8 protein-coding genes are annotated in these 16,437 nt (G+C 41.3%); 2 read left to right on the plus strand and 6 right to left on the minus strand.

The features are described 5' to 3' along the window. Positions 1-909: 909 nt before the first annotated feature. Both FXV91_RS14965 and FXV91_RS14970 read left to right on the plus strand, forming a co-directional pair. Positions 910-1,353: an ester cyclase gene (locus FXV91_RS14965; protein ID WP_229391485.1), complete on the plus strand. Its 444-nt coding sequence runs from the start codon at positions 910-912 to the stop codon at positions 1,351-1,353. Between the two features lie 157 nt (positions 1,354-1,510). Next, complete coding sequence (locus FXV91_RS14970; protein WP_229391486.1) at positions 1,511-2,563, plus strand: metal-dependent hydrolase; 1,053 nt, start codon at positions 1,511-1,513, stop codon at positions 2,561-2,563. Here FXV91_RS14970 and FXV91_RS14975 read toward each other — a convergent pair. From FXV91_RS14975 to gyrB, 6 genes are all read right to left on the minus strand, one after another. Continuing rightward, positions 2,551-5,526, minus strand: a complete 2,976-nt coding sequence (locus tag FXV91_RS14975; protein ID WP_229391487.1) for an ATP-binding protein — start codon at positions 5,524-5,526, stop codon at positions 2,551-2,553. The two genes, FXV91_RS14970 and FXV91_RS14975, sit on opposite strands and share 13 nt — an antisense overlap. Before the next feature lie 765 nt (positions 5,527-6,291). Continuing rightward, on the minus strand, positions 6,292-6,537 hold the full coding sequence (locus FXV91_RS14980) for a hypothetical protein (RefSeq protein ID WP_229391488.1): 246 nt from the start codon (positions 6,535-6,537) through the stop codon (positions 6,292-6,294). Between the two features lie 42 nt (positions 6,538-6,579). Beyond that, positions 6,580-8,607 (minus strand): tetratricopeptide repeat protein, encoded by a 2,028-nt coding sequence (locus FXV91_RS14985; protein ID WP_229391489.1) that lies wholly within the window; start codon positions 8,605-8,607, stop codon positions 6,580-6,582. 332 nt (positions 8,608-8,939) lie between these two features. Then, on the minus strand, positions 8,940-10,226 hold the full coding sequence (locus FXV91_RS14990; protein WP_229391490.1) for an ATP-binding protein: 1,287 nt from the start codon (positions 10,224-10,226) through the stop codon (positions 8,940-8,942). A gap of 897 nt (positions 10,227-11,123) precedes the next feature. Continuing rightward, positions 11,124-14,021, minus strand: a complete 2,898-nt coding sequence (gyrA, locus tag FXV91_RS14995) for a DNA gyrase subunit A (RefSeq protein ID WP_255680641.1) — start codon at positions 14,019-14,021, stop codon at positions 11,124-11,126. Positions 14,022-14,032: 11 nt separating this feature from the next. Further along, the gene (gene gyrB / locus FXV91_RS15000; protein WP_229391491.1) at positions 14,033-15,937 is read right to left on the minus strand and encodes a DNA topoisomerase (ATP-hydrolyzing) subunit B; all 1,905 of its coding nucleotides are present in this window, start codon (positions 15,935-15,937) and stop codon (positions 14,033-14,035) included. Positions 15,938-16,437: the final 500 nt, after the last annotated feature.

Here is a 16,437-nt window from a genome sequence, read left to right on the forward strand (position 1 = left end):
AGAAATCTATTTTAAAATAAATCTATCTCAAACCACTTTGCTGTTTGATCGTTTCAAATACATATTAAACTGCCATATGGCATTCTAAATGCAGAATATAGTTATACTTCACATCTATTTAAAGGTAAAAGATACAAACTATGAGATATTTTTGCAGAAAATATATCTGATATATTCATCAAAACGTTTGTGCTATAATTATTTATTTTCGCTTTCGGCAGGTGAACGTAAAGATTCATTTTTATCTTTTACTGCCATTGATTATCTCAAATATTTGAATATTGTATCAGTATTGACCTTTTTTGCTATCTAACTAGGATTAAAACTATTTTATATCCGGTCTCAAAACCCATTTTAATTCTTTAACAGTTAATTTCTCAGAACTGATTTTGGAATCAGAGGCTTAATTGGCAATTCAAAATACGAGATCCAGAGATGCTAATTTTGAATTTTGGGATCGGCTCTAAAATAAATTTTTTGTAAATAATATTTATTCCTTAATATAATTCGAAAATAAGAAATTTTTGTGAAATGACAAAATTCAATTGAATTAAAATAAAACCGCAAAAATATATCTGAAAATAAGACAATATAATTAGTACTAATTTTTCAAAAAAGTATTGAATGAGCTGATCCCAAAACCAACTTTATTTCCACATCAATAAGAGTTTAAGAACTATTTTCCCAATCAAAAGATCGATTGATTATTCCAAATTCGAGATTTAGGGGCTTAATCGTGAGTTTTAGGATCAGCTCAATATTAAAAATATACTTCGTCCCATATTTTATAGGCCAAGTATCGTCGAATTTTGGATCTGATTAACCTTTCCGAATCGAAGCTGAAAATAGAACTTTTGAAAATGAAATTATAATTGACAAATAACTATCAGAATCAATAGTAAATAGGAGATGATTAAAGTGACAGTAGAGGAAAACCTGCAACTGATGATAACACTGGATGATGCATGGAACTCACAGGACTGGGATACATTCAAGAAACGTCATGCTGAAGAGACCGCCGTATACTGGCCGGGTCAACCGGAACCAACAAGAGGAAGAAAAGCGCATCATGAAGAAGCTGTACAATTTTTTAAGACATTTCCGGACAACCATGTAGGGAACAGACCTTATAAGGTGCTTTTTGGCCAGGGCGACTGGACCTGTTCTGTGGCTACATTCACGGGCACCATGAAGGGACCCATGATAGCGACCGATGGAAAGGAAATTCCACCTACAAACAAGAAGTTTGAAGTTGAATTTTGTACGGTCGCTCACTGGAAAGATGGCGAAATCATCGAAGAAAAACTTTTCTACGACCTTATGTCACTGATGAAGCAGATTGGCTTGATGTAAGGAAGGAAATAATCAGTCGTTCAAATCTACCTGCGCTTTTGGTATCTTCTGCTTTTTGATATCCCCTACATTTTTGATTTTTCCTGCTTTTGGCAAGCCCTTTCAATTAAAGATATATATTTTCACAGTTCTCTCCCTTAATTAAGGGATAAAACAAATGGTAAACACACTCTCCCACCTGGGAATTGGCCTTCTGATCGCTCTCGCCCTCGGCTTTAAAGGAAAGAAAAGAGGCACCCTTGCATTTTTATCAATCTTCCCTGACCTGGATTTCATCCCATACATCCTCTTTGCCCTCGCCAGTGACAGCGTAAGCCATGAGACCAGAAACCAGCTCTTTTACCTCCTGGGCCACAGGGAGTTCATGCATTCCATCCTTTTCATCCTGCTTGTCACGCTTTTCATCTGGATTAAAACAAAAGACCGCAGGTTCACAGCCGCCGGGTTTGCAGCCATTTTTTCCCACAGCTACCTTGACTATGCCACCAGCTGGAAAATGCGCCCTCTCTACCCGTTCAGCACCGAATCATCCATAATGGGAGCCGTCTATTTCTTTGACCCCCTGGCAAACCTCCTCCCCCTGCTGCCTCTCTTTATCGTACTTATAGGATATGCGAAAAGTAAGGGAAAATGGAACGGAAAATTCAACAACTTCTGTACTTTTGTCACCAATAACCGGCGCAGCCTCTACAGAACCCTTGCAGTTGTGCTTGTGGTCTGGCTTACAGTCCTGCCGGTAGCGAAATTTTTCCTTGTTAACCATATTTCTGAAGCAGAAGGGACAAAAATTAGCTACCAGGGAACTTACCCTGTCTCCTTCGGAAAATTCCTGGCCGCATATCCATATAACGATACGCATTACAAGATTATGGAAGTCAGCTACCTGTCAGGCATCGAAAGAAGCGATTATATCGAAAAAGTTAACTCAACCGGTGGCGCTCCTGATGCCTCTGCCTACGCAGAGAGAGCCGGGGAACTCTACAGCACAGCCGTTCCTCAGGAAATCGATTATCCTGTTTATTCGGTTTCCGAAGATAACGGTTCGGTAACTGTCCTGTTGAGCGATGCCAGGAATTCCTATGTTGAAAGGTGGGCGTATTTCAGGACGGTTTACAGGTTTGTTTTTGATAAGGAGAGCGGGGAATACAAGGCTTATGCGAGTGAACAGGAGGGAAGGGAGAGGAAATTGGAGGAGAATTATTTTGGGTGAAATTTATTTTCAAAGTCACTTAATTCATAATTCCAGAACCAGGGGAGATCATTTAATGAAAAACCAATAAAATCTTCGTCACGAGAAATGACTCCTAAGTCTTTTGCTTCTTCCCAATATTGTTCAACTGCTTCAAAGAATTCCTGAAATATTTCAGGGTAATATTTCAAAATTCCAATTAGCATATAATTAAAATTAGCACTTTCCTCTAATCCGTGATTTCGTTTAAAAAAAGATGAGCGCGCTTTATCATATAAATGCCACAAACAATTTTCAATGTTGGAGGCCAATATATCCATTGCTTTTGAAGCAGTTTCATCTTTTAGCTCTTTGCCTTTCAGAAGTCTTGCAAACAATGGATGATGAGCATTATAGACGACCTTTTCAGGCTCCATAATAAATAAATCAGGTGGATGAACAAATAGTGGTGTTTTTTCTATCGTTGAATCACTATGCATTTGGCATGTGAACTTACGATAAGAAATAGAAAAAGTACCTTCACTTATTTTGTTGTTATTGAAAGTTTTGATTACTACACCTGGTATGGAAGTGAGATATATATCAGATAAATTTCCCAAAGTATGCTCAAAAAAAATATTTCGTCGCCCTTTACCTTCTTCTTCATGCATCAAAAGAATTGCCTCTGTACCAACAAGACGCTTGGTCTCTTTTAATATAACTGTATCAGGTATTTTCTCTGGCCAGTCATTGATATCAGTAATTGCTAAGCTTGTTGCATTCAGGTTTTTCATCGTTTTGTATACTCTTTGTCCATTATCTGAAATCGTTAATAAAGGAGCATAATTCATAAAAAGATTTTTAATGTTGTCTTCAAACTCTTCTTCTCGATAAGTAAATCCTTGAGAATGTCCTCTATGCAAACTCAAGATTTTATTTTCCAATAATTCATTGACACATTTAATATATTCTTCAGATGGACTTGAATCTCTAAGTATTTTCAGGTATGTCTCAAATCCGTCCAAAAATTTAGATTGAATTCTATCAATTAATTTTCTATATTTTTCATCCTCTATTATATTTGACCGATTTGGAGACAATGATACTTTATAATGACCTGAAAGATTTATTGACGCTTGAATATCATAAAATAAATTACTAGGTAAGAGTTTATCGTAAGGAATTGAAAATCCTCTTTGGGCAAAAACGCTATAATTTGAGAGAGAAAATCTAGATTTACAAACTAGCAATTTTCCTTCAATGCCTTCTTTTTCGCCATCGAACGTAACTTCAAAGTATTCATTTATATTATTTGCATCATGTATTTTCTCACCTGGCAAATAAGGCTCATACGTCTCGATTTTCTCACTTGTCTCAATGACTATTGGGTACTCTATAAAAGGAGCAATTTCAGAGATTTTTTTAGTTAATGATGAAGGAGAAAAAGGATGATTAGGTTTCAAAGACAGAGTAATTTTAGTTCCAATTTGTGAACTAGTGGTCGGCCTTCGAATAAAGTAATCATAAGCAGTTGGAATTTCGACGTTTATAGGGTCAGGTGGATGTAATGGGTCAAGTGGTTTTCTCCTGCTTTCCACTCTAAAGTTGGAAGCTACCATAAAAATAGAGAGGATACCTATTCCGAACTCACTTACTGGATCAATTTCTACTCCTCTTGACCGGCATTCTGAACTGTTGTAATAACTTTTTCCAATTTGCAAAAAGTAATTCTCGAAAATATACTCATCCATTCCAATTCCATTGTCTTCAATAATAAGTTCCCCGTTTTTCAAAGTAACTTTTATAAACGGAACGAAAGAATTTCCTTCATTCTTTTCCATTGCTTCCCGATAACGAACAGCGTCTACAGAATTCTGTAAAAGTTCGCGGAGTGTTAAAGAAGGATCTCCATATAATCTCTCCCCCATCAAAAGATCAATAACTCGATGAAAATCAAGTTTAAAATGGAAATCAGAATAGATATATTCATCATTAGATCTAATGTTCTCTTTTGTAACTGGTTTTAATAGATCTAGTCTATATTTTTCTGCTAATTTATCTTTATATCGTGAAGTTAAGAGGACACTTTCTTTACGTTCGGTTTCTATCGTGTCAATAAATTCTCGGAGTGCACGTTCGTAAATTGGATGTTCACATTCTGCTTCTACACTAATTTCTTCTGGAGAGATTTTGCAGCCAAGAATCGAAAGATGTTTTTTCCACTCCTTTATGCTTGTTTCATCCTTTGGATTAATAAAATCAAGTAAACATCTGGGAGTACGTTCTGGATCAAGATCCAAAATGTCAGCTAAACGAAGTATGACAGATAAATACTGCGCATTAACATTCTGATCTCTAACCAGAGCATCACGACGCCAGCGTTTTGTATCGTAAAGATCTCTTACAGGCAAACCGTGACTATCACATACTGCTTGCACTAATTTATAATATGGAACTCCTTTACATGATATGGGTGTTTGTTCCAACCCATATTTTTCTTTGATTAATTCGCGCGAACGTTCTACGTGTTTTTTACGGAGAAATTCAGTAAAAAGTTTATCTTCAATAAATGTCGCTGAACGATGATCTTCATTCTTTTTGGCTTCATCAAGTTTAAGGCTTAATTCCTCATTAGAAACAAGAAGCTTAGAAAATTCGGGATCGTTTTTAATGATTTCTTCTCTTTCGTCCCGTGAAGCTGTCATCCCTGCATCATGAAGGTATGCAGCGTAAATGAGTATAGACAACTCGATAATGTTTAAATTCTCAAGAGTATCTGAGGGTATTATTTTTCCCATCAGTTCTACTACTTTTGCGCTATGATTGGCATTATGCAGAGTGAATTCAGGCATGTTTTCAGGAATTCTTTCTAGTAAAGGAGTAATTTCACGAATGACTGAGATTATATTTTCTGAAACTTCATGTTCCCCCGATGATTTTTCTTTTTCAAGAAGTTTCTTAAACAGTACTGTTTGTTGTAATCTCAGAATCGCATCTTCGGACATTTATTTTCTCCTTTACTGTTTGCGATTCCTTTTGACGTATGACCTGATTAATTTTTTGTTTTTAATTTTACATGTTAGCTAAATACTTACACTTTTTTTCGCGCTTCTCCGCCTGCTTCGCAGTCGTATGGTGCCCTGTTTTTAAGAGGCATCGAAACTCAAACCAGCCTACAATTATGAAAATCCTGCAAAAATTAACGGGCGATCAAGAATCATATTTCATTTTTAAACCTTACATTGCAATATACCATTCATTTATAAACACCTGTAAAATGCCAACGAAAGCTATATAAACAAATTTTCAAGTCAGTAGCATAAGGCGAAGGAAAAAAATCTCTAGTGCTTCGATTCCAAAGTGAATTCCTTATTTAATGAGAAAATCCATGATCATTGAACAGATCTAAACCTCAAGTTTTAAGAACCTACTTCGGAATCACAGTACTAGTAACAGTTTCAGCCTGAACCCGTCTTTAAATTAAAAAATACTGTAAAAACCGGTACTCGACCTGTTCAAAAATCGATTCAAAAAAAGTGACACTGCAAAAATAAGTCCCCCGCCCGGTTCCCCTCCGGACTGAAACCCCGCCGTCGGAAATTTTCATATAATTTTTCACTCCGACGGAAGCTGGCTGACTTTTATCAGAAATAAATCTTGATATCTCGAAAGGGAGAGGCTATCTAAGTTTGCTTGTCAAACCGGCCTTAATTATGAAAATCCTGCAAAAAATTATGTATAGGTATACGAAAAAGCCTGATTATGCAGGGTTATTCATTACTATATCCCAGTTTTGCATTACTCTCCTTGGCTTTTGCAAGGTATTGAGCAGCTTCTTCAGTTTTGCCCATTTTTTCAAGTACACTAGAATATTTTTCCAGGATCATGGAGGAACGGGCAAGGTAATTAAAGTCCTCGGGATCGGTTTCAAGCTGTTTTGCATTTAAACTCATTGCTTCTTCGAGGGCTTCCTTTGCTTTTTCCAGATCGTTTTGGGCTAAGAATGTGATTCCCATCTGGTGGAATGTGCCTTCAAGAACAGTTAAATAATTCAGATTTTAGGGGGTTTTTTCGTGTAATTTTTTGCGGAATGCAAGGGAACGTTCGAATTCTTCAATCGCCTCCTCATACATTTCGTTCTCTCTTAAGGTGATGCCCATCTTTTCAGCGAGTTCGGCAATCAATTCCTGATCTCCTATTGTTTCCGGTTTGACTGCCTGAAGTTTTTTCTCTGCTTTTTGAGCAAGCTCAAGGTACTCTTTGACAATACTGCTTTCTTTTCCTCGGGCTTCTTCCCCGAGTTTGAGAGTTGATCCCAGAAGATAAAGACCAATTATATGCCTGCTAAGATCTTCCAGATCTTCAGAAGATTTTTCCAGTAGTTTTTCATGAATATCAAGAGCCAGCCTGTGATAATGGGCTTCCTGCTCAATATCCCCTCTTTCAGAGTAAAGAAGTGCAAGGCTGGTGTAAGTTGCCGCAAGGTCTTTCCCATGTTCCCATTCTTCGGGGTCAAGGTCAAGCATACGCTGCTGGACTGCAAACAGTTTGCGGAACATCTCAACGGCCTTTTCATACTCCTCCAGGTTTTTGAACAATTTAATTAAGTTGTTGAGGACTGTCTTGAGCCCTGAATAATGTATCTCCATTTCCGGTTCCAGCTCGAAATTGTTTTCAAGCACGGGCAGAGCATCCTCAAAGTATTTCTGTGCTTTTTTTGGGTCTTCATCAAGATAGAGCTTTCCGATAGCAGCCTGTATCTCAGCCTTATATGTCTTAAAGTCCAGAGCATCGGGCTCTTTTTCCAGAAGGCTTTCGTAGATTTCGATTTCTTTTTCGTAGTAGCTCCTTGCTTTTTCGGTATCCCCCTGTTCTGCAAAGAGTTCTCCGAGGTCATCATAGGTATCGGAGATATAAATTATGGGATTCAGGTCTTCAGGGTCTTCATCATGCAGGTTCTGGAAAATATCCAGTTTGTCTTTATAGCAGAGCTCCGCAGCCTCTAATTCCCCTATTTCTGAAAAACGACCCCCCAGGTCATCCAGGTACATTGCAATTTTTTTGTTGCGTGCAAATTCTGAAGGGTGGTTTATTATCAGGCCCCGGTAAATTTCCCTGGCTTTTGTGTAATTCTCTATTGACTTTTCGACGTCTTCGCTTTCGGAAAACGCAGTGCCGAAGTCTTCATAAATGTTGGCAAGGGAGATGGCATATGCATTATCCTCAGGAAACTCTTTACATAGATTTTCCATCAGTTCCACAGCTTCTTCGAAATAATTCTCTGCTGTTTCCAAATTATCCATGCCTGAATACAGGCTCCCAAGGTAGCTGCAGGTATAACTCAGGTAATATTCGGCCAGGCTATTTTCAGAGTCTTTCTCAATCATTTTTCTGTAAATGCCCTCTGCTCTGAGGTAATTGCCTTCGGCTTCCTCCAGGTATCCGGAATTCCGGAATAAATACCCGTAAAGCTCGACGTCCCCATCAAAGTCACCGAGAAGATCCGTCTCTTCAGACTCAAGCTCGAAGATTTTTTCGTAAATGTCTATTTTTTTATCGAAAAGCTTCACAGTCTCATTCATTAAGTGCCCTGAATGATAACATAACCCCATATGGCCGATAATCTCCAGAAACCTCGAAAGCTGCTCCTTATTTTCAGGGTCTGATTTCACCAGTTTCTCAAATGTCCGGACAACTCTTTCGAGCTGTATTTTCATCGGTTCCAGCAACTCTTTAGCTCTTTCCTTATCATTGAGCTTGCCAAATGAACTCCCGATTTCCTCAATCGTATTGCTTATGAATTTTTGATAGTTCTCTTTCCCCGGCTCTCCTGAAAACAGAGGTCCGATAACTTTGAGGGCCTCCTCATAAAATTCCAGAGCTCCTTCAGGATCTCTAGCTTCACTTATTGCATACCCCTTCAAAAATAAGGTGTGGAAAGAAATTTCAGGGTCTTTTTCTTTTTTCATGAGTTTATCAACATCTTTCAGGCTCTCAAGAGCCCTGTCATACTCTCCGTTTTCAATGAAAGTGGTTGCTTTGCTGAATAAACGATTCGCAGAATCCTGAAGCCGTCTTGATACCATAATTGCAGTTATTGTCCTGATACATAATTAATACCAACGAACCTCATTACTAATGAAACGGCCTGGCCGAGGTAGCAGAGTTGAGCCAGCAGAGTTGCGGCTCTGTAATGCGCTGCCGTGTCCCTCACTTCGTTCGCTCAAGCGGACTAAATAACCTCATTTTTATTTTCTCCCGGGCGGTTCTCCCCCGATCAGCTCTCTCGAACCGTTCGAAAACTCGATGGTCCACAGAGCCCCGGCAAAAGCTCTCGCAATCATTTTCTTAGAAAAATGGAAAGGTGGAGGCCGGGATTTCTAGAAAGGAAAGGCAGCAAAAAATCCAGGCATTGTAATTATTCAATTCCAAGAACCATCTTCCATAGAGAAACGTACCTGATCCCTTCTTCTTCTTTTTCCAGGTTTTTTGTGAGCAGTATAAGTTCAGAAACTTTCTCTCCGAATTGCTCTTTGAATTCCAGCAAAGCACTGGTTTCTCCGGTCCTTACGCGGTCTGTGTAGGTGCAATTTATTCCGTTGAGGGTTCCATCCCTGTTTTTGACTACGAAATCCACTTCTCTTTTTCCTTTCCAGTAAAAGAACTCTACTTTTCTCCGTTTCAATTCCAGAAAGACAAGGTTCTCTGCCAGTCTCCCTTCATCTGCAGAAAACGTGAAAGCTGCCGCGTTCCGAAGCCCGTTGTCTATGCAGTAGAGTTTTTTAGGCATCTGGGATGAGATAGAATCCTTTACCGAATACGAAAAGAAGTGCAACTGGTATATCAGGTAGGCCTGTTCCAGATAGAGCAGGTACTCTTTCAGGCTGTTGATAGAAAGTCCTGCAACCTTTGAGATTTTAGAATAACTCATCAGGGTCGAAACATTTGAAAGAGAATAGTTTGCAAGCTCGATCAGTTTTGCGCTTTCTCTGATCTTCTTCCCGGCTATAATATCCCGGAGGAGGATGCTGTTGAAATATTCAGTAAGCCGCATGTGGTTGATACCATTATCTTCCTCCAGGACAACTTCGGGAAAACCCCCTTTGAAAATATAGTTGTTAAAGTGGTGAAGAATTTCGTTTCTTTGGGTGTCAGTGTCCTTAATTTCAAATCCTGCAAAATCGAGAAACTCCTTAAATGAAAGGGGAAAAACATGCTGGGTGATCATCCTCCCTGTAAGGAGGGTAGAAAGCCTGTCCGAAAGCATGGTGCTGTTCGAACCCGTGAGCACGAACTTGAGCTCTTCCCCGTAGAGGTCGTAAAATTTCTTTACCCATTGTTCCCAGTTTTCTATATTCTGGATTTCATCCAGGAAAAGGTACTTTCGCCCTTTCGGGGCGTGCAATTCGATATATTCGTCGAAGATTCGGTCGAGCAGCCCCACATTTTTGTCCTCGAAAGGCTCGTCGAGGTTGAAGTACAGGATATTTTCGGGTGCAACCCCTTTCCCTATCAGGTGGTCTATTGCCTGATACATAACTGTCGATTTCCCGCACCTCCTTACTCCGGTGATGCAGACTATCTCCCTGATGTCCAGAATCTTCAGGATTTTTTCAAGAGTATCCGGCCTGGAAATCCTTTTCCTGGAATCAGGAACTTCTCTCTCCGTCCACCAGGGATTCCACATCTTCATGAGCTGTTTCATGAAGAAATATTTGCTCTGTGGTTATTTATACTTTTCATTATAATGAAAGGTTTTGATGCGAAAATAATCATTATAATGAAACATATTTAAACGAATTCAATTAGCTCAAATGGATAAAAATAAAAATAGAAACTATCCTTAGAAGGTTTGATAGATTTTTTCAGCTACCCGACTTAAAAGATATTTATTATCGGTTATTAACCTCAGATAGTTCTCAAATAAATCGATTCAAAAAAAGCGACCCTGCAAAAATAAGTCCCCCGCTCGACGCCCCTCCGGACTGAAAGCCCGCCGCCTAAAGTTTTCATGTATATTTGCTATTTCGGCGAGAACTGGCTGATTTTTCTCAGAGACAAAAGCCAGAAACAATCGGTCATAAGTTGTACTCTATTTTAAGCCTTACATTACAATTTCATATAATTATACAAAAGCTTGTAAATTGCCAGAGCAAACTATATAGACTCAAAAAGTGGGTTACGGGGGTTAGTTACTGAAAAAGCATTAGCAGAAGTATTCAGTGTACTTAGTTAAAAAAGCATATCGAATGATTACTATTAAGAAATGTGTGTTCTAGATAGTATATATAAATCGAAGTGGTATACTATTTATATTCATTGAAGTTGAGATCTGGATATTCCAATCTCAAAATGAAAATGAATATGCTCAAATAGAAAAATTGGGTGTAGGGTAGCTTGCGGAGAATCATAAACGATGACAGATGTATCGTTTTATGGGATTTCAGTAGTAACTCTCTCCGCTGTCGCAATAAGTAAAAAATAATCTACCTTCCGCCTTCCCTTCAAGACTGAGACGAGATGCCGGAAATCCCTCCCCAATAGGTTTATTCCGGCAGGAAATTCGAGTGAAGGAAAACTATCCTTCACTCATTTCTGTTATTCAGTACTCATCTTCATCTTCTTCTTCGGCTTCTTCTTCGGCTTCTTCTTCGTTTTCTTCCTCAGCCTCTATCTCTTCTACTTCTTCTCCCTCGGATTCGTCGATGTCTTCAAGTTCTTCGATTTCTTCGACTTCGTCCTCTTCGACCTCTATTTCAGATCCTGCTGCTTTTGCTTCTCTGGCTTTAAGGGCGGTCAGTTTCAGCTCCTCTTCGGCTTTTCCGTTTTTGATCCTTGCCATGCCAACGACTTTATCCCCGGCTTTCATGTTCATTATCCGTACTCCCTGTGTGTTTCTACCCTGAATGGAGATGTCTTTTGCAGGGATGCGGATGATGATGCCTTCGGAGCTGGTGATCATTAGCTCATCGTCTTCGGCTACGGATTTGACGTTCGAAACCGGGCCGTTCCTGATGTTGGTCACGATTGTAATCACGCCTTTTCCACCGCGGCGGTGCGCAGGATACTGGGAGTATTCCGTCCTTTTACCGAAGCCGTTTTCGGTTACTGTCAGGAGGGTTGTGGTTTCGTCGACCAGGTCCAGGCTGACTACTTCGTCGTCGGGGCCGTCAAGGGTCATGCCGCGTACGCCTCTTGCGGTCCTGCCCATGGGACGGACATCTTCTTCAGCAAAGCGGATGGCTTTGCCTTTCTTTGAGACTATAACAATTTCCTGTTTTCCGTCGGTAAGGAGAACTTTTACAAGCTCGTCACCTTCATCAAGGCTGACTGCAATAATGCCGGCTTTCCTCGGGTTCCTGAACTCAGAGAGCGGGGTCTTCTTGATCGTACCTGCCCTTGTAGTCATAAGGAGGTATTTGTCTTCGGCAAACTGTTCCACAGAAATCATAGCATTGACCATTTCGCCTTCCTGAAGCTCAAGAAGGTTTACTATGGCTTTGCCTCTCGACTGGCGGGAGCTTTCCGGAATTTCGTAGACTTTCTGCCAGTAGAGCCTGCCCTTGTTTGTGAAGAAGAGAATATAATTGTGGGTTGACGAAACGAAGAGATTTTCCACAAAGTCTTCTTCCTTCATTTCCATGCCGATAATCCCTCTGCCTCCGCGTCGCTGCATGGTATAGGTGTCAAGAGGAAGGCGCTTTATGTAGCCGCTGTTTGTAATTGTGACCACAACGTCTTCTTCCGGGATCAGGTCTTCATCAGTCACATCTCCTGTGTACTGTATGATCTTTGTCCTGCGGGCGTCCCCATACTTTGCCCTGAGCTCAAGAAGTTCAGTCCTGATAATTTCATACTTAAGCTCATCGCTTTCCAGGATCTTTCTGAGTTCTGCGATCAAGTTTACAAGGCTTTCGAGTTCCTCAAGGATTTTCTGTGTCTCAAGCCCTGTGAGGCGCTGCAGGCGCATATCCAGGATAGCCTTTGCCTGAACTTCGTCAAGAGCGAAGTTTTCCATCAGGCCCTGCTTCGCTTCATCGCCATTTGCAGAACCCTTGATAAGAGCAACCACTTCGTCTATGTTGTCAAGGGCAATCCTTAATCCTTCAAGTATATGGGCCCTTTCTTCACTCTTTCTGAGATCGTAAAGCGTCCGCTTCTGGATTATTTCTATCCTGTGTTCCAGGTAAATTTCCAGAATCCGTTTAAGATTAAGCTCTTTGGGCTTTCCGTCAACAAGGGCAAGGTTGATGATCCCAAAACTGGTCTCCATCTGAGTGTGCTTGTAGAGCTGGTTTAAGATAACATTGGCATTTATGCCTCTTGAAAGCTCGACTACAACCCTTATTCCGTCCCTGTCAGACTCGTCCCGAAGATCGGAAATTCCGACAATGACCTTATCCCTGACGAGCTGGGCAATGTTTTCGATCAGCCTCGCCTTGTTCACCTGGTAAGGGAGTTCGGTTACTATAATTTGCTGCCTGTCTTTTTTGAGTTCCTGAATTTCGGCAACTGCCCTGATCTTTACAGGACCTCTTCCTGTTGTATATGCAGACCTTATGCCTGCTGTCCCGAGGATATGCGCACCTGTAGGAAAGTCCGGACCCTTTACTACAGTCATCAGCTCCGAAACCGGTGTTTCCGGGTTTTCGATAAGCATCAGGGTCCCATCAATAACTTCAGTTATGTTATGGGGCGCCATATTAGTTGCCATTCCGACAGCAATTCCGGTTGACCCGTTGATAAGCAGGTTTGGAAGCTTTGCAGGGAGGACTTCCGGCTCTTCCATGGACCCGTCATAGTTAGGTCTGAAAGGAACAGTTTCCTTATCAATGTCAGCCAGCATCTCCTCTGCAATCCTGTCCATACGGACTTCGGTGTATCGCATAGCTGCAGCCGAGTCCCCATCAATGGACCCGAAGTTTCCTTGCCCATCAATTAAAGGATAACGAAGTGAGAAAGTCTGGACCATACGCACAATACTGTCATAAACTGCAGAATCTCCATGCGGATGGTATTTACCAAGCACATCTCCTACAACACGGGCTGACTTTTTGTAGGGCTTTTCATGCGTAATCCCTGCTTCTTTCATGGAAAAAAGAATCCTGCGGTGGACAGGCTTTAAGCCATCACGGGCATCCGGGAGAGCCCTTCCGACGATTACACTCATCGCATAGTTAATGTATGAGCGTTTCATCTCGTCGTCGATAAGGATGGAGGTGACTCCTGTCCTTTCTGGTTCTTCGTCCGGCTCTTCGGGTTCTTCATTCAACTCTTCGGGTTCTTCAGCCGGTTCTTCAGGGGCGGTGTCAGTTCCGGCTTCCTGCTCTTCAAATCCGGATTCATCGGCCGGTTCTTCGGCTGTAAGGCTGGACACTTCTTCTGTTTTGGGACCTTCACCAGGTACTTCCGGAATAAGGGTTGCCTGGTAAGATTTTTTAATTTCCGCTTCTGTCTTCATTTCTGAATCTGATTTGTTTTCTTCTTCATGTTCTGCCATTTTTCACCACCTCAGATATCCAGGTCCACAACTTCTTTTGCATGCGTTTCAATGAAGTTCCTGCGCGGCTCAACCTCATCTCCCATAAGGATACGGAATATCTCGTCCGCGCGGATTGCATCCTCCAGAGTGACCTGCAAAAGAGTCCGGCCCTCAGGGTTCATGGTGGTTTCCCAGAGCTGTTCCGGGTTCATTTCTCCAAGACCTTTATAACGCTGGATAGCGAGTCCTTTCTCTCCGATTTCCTTTATCTTTTCGTCCAGCTCTTTGTCTGAATACACATAGTAATCCGCCTTTCCTTTCTTTACACGGTAAAGAGGAGGCTGGGCGATGTACACATACCCGGCGTCGATCAGGGGCCGCATATAGCGGAAGAGCAGCGTAAGGAGAAGAGTTCTGATATGAGCTCCGTCTACATCGGCATCGGTCATGATAATGACCTTGTGGTAGCGTGCGTTTTCCAGGGAAAAGTCCTCACTGACTCCTGTCCCTATGGCTGTAACCAGAGAAACAACCTCATTGTTTTTCAGAATTTTTGCAAGTCTGGATTTTTCCACGTTCAGGATCTTACCCCTGAGAGGTAGAATTGCCTGGAAACCCCGGTCTCTACCCTGTTTTGCCGAGCCGCCTGCAGAGTCTCCTTCAACAATATAAATCTCACATGCTGCAGGATTCTTCTCAGAGCAGTCCGCAAGTTTTCCGGGAAGGGTACTGACCTCGAGTGCATTCTTTCTCCGCGTAAGTTCCCTTGCCTTCTTTGCAGCTTCTCTGGCTCTTTGGGCAAGAAGGGCTTTTTCGAGAATAATGTTTGCAACCTTCGGATTTTCCTCAAAGTATTCCGCAAGCCCGTCTGTTACAAGGGAATCGACTATCCCTTTGACATCACTGTTTCCAAGTCTTGTCTTGGTCTGCCCCTCAAATTGGGGTTCCATAAGCTTGACACTGATGATTGCAGTCAGCCCTTCCCTTACATCGTCCCCGGTCAGTTTTTCTTCTTCTTTGGAGAGTTTGTTGGTTTTTATATAATCATTTGCGACCCTTGTCAGAGCGGTTTTGAAACCAATTATATGGGTCCCGCCTTCATGAGTGTTGATATTGTTTGCAAAAGAGTACACGTTTTCGTTATAGCTGTTCGTATACTGCATCGCAATTTCTACAACCATATCATCTCTTTGCCGCTCGAAATAGATCGGTTTTTCGTGGAGAGACTGTTTTTTCTTGTTCAGGTACGCCACGAATTCCACTATTCCTCCACTATAAGTGAAGGTTTCTGCCTGCCCTTCCGGGCTTCTTAAGTCTTTCAGGCTGATTGTTAGGCCCCGGTTCAGGAAAGCCAGTTCCCTGAGCCTGTTAGAGAGAATATCGTACTGGAAGTCTGTGGTCTCAAAGATTTTTGTATCGGGTTTGAAAGTGGTCTTTGTGCCTGTAACATCGGAGGTTCCTATTTCCTGAACGTCAGCCTCAGGCTTTCCGCGGATATAGCGCTGGAAATACTTCTTTCCGTCTCTACTCACTTCTACTTCCAGCAATTCTGAAAGGGCGTTTACAACGGAAACCCCTACTCCATGCAGTCCTCCGGAGACCTTGTAGGTATTTTTGTCGAACTTGCCTCCTGCATGCAGGACGGTCATCACGACCTCAAGAGCTGACTTTTTATGCACTGGATGGGGGTCAATAGGGATACCTCTCCCATTGTCCAGGACGGTCACGCTTCCATCGGGATTGATCGTGACATCGACCTTGGTACAGAAGCCTGCAAGGGCTTCATCAATACTATTGTCTACAACCTCATAGACTAGGTGGTGGAGCCCGCGGCCATCCGTGCTCCCTATGTACATGCTTGGGCGTTTTCGGACAGCTTCCAGGCCTTCGAGTACCTGGATGCGCGAAGCGTCATAAACCTGTTTATCACTCATCTTAGTTTATTCTCCATAAAAATCTGGTAAAATTATTTAATTGAAATCTCGTGACATGTTACACATTTTTAAAAACTCGCAGGAAAACTCTGTTCAAAATAGAACCTTAAAAGTCGTGCCAATTCTCTAAGCCTTCGCTTTTTATTATGCTATTTTTATATTTAATTTTTATGTTTTCATCACGAAACAAATTCATTATGCGCTCATACATTTTAAGCCTTTAGATCAGCCGCATATTTCGCCTGATTTTTCAGTCTCAACTCTCTCCTAAGAGGCAATTTTTAGCATAATTTTATGTCCAGATATGCCCTTTTCAGACTAATTTTTTAATATGTCTTTGGTTTAAATAAATATTTGCTGTTCCGCAGGGGAAAATTTGCTTTTCTTCGGGTAGTCAGGGCGTAACTCGCGGCATTTCAAAAGCCTCGATAAGTATTTTTGTAACAGAATCCCAGCTTTTTTTCCTGGACATATCAGGCACATAATCAGATCACTATATG

This window comes from Methanosarcina sp. DH2, from assembly GCF_020804225.1.
In the GTDB taxonomy this organism is placed as follows: domain Archaea; phylum Halobacteriota; class Methanosarcinia; order Methanosarcinales; family Methanosarcinaceae; genus Methanosarcina.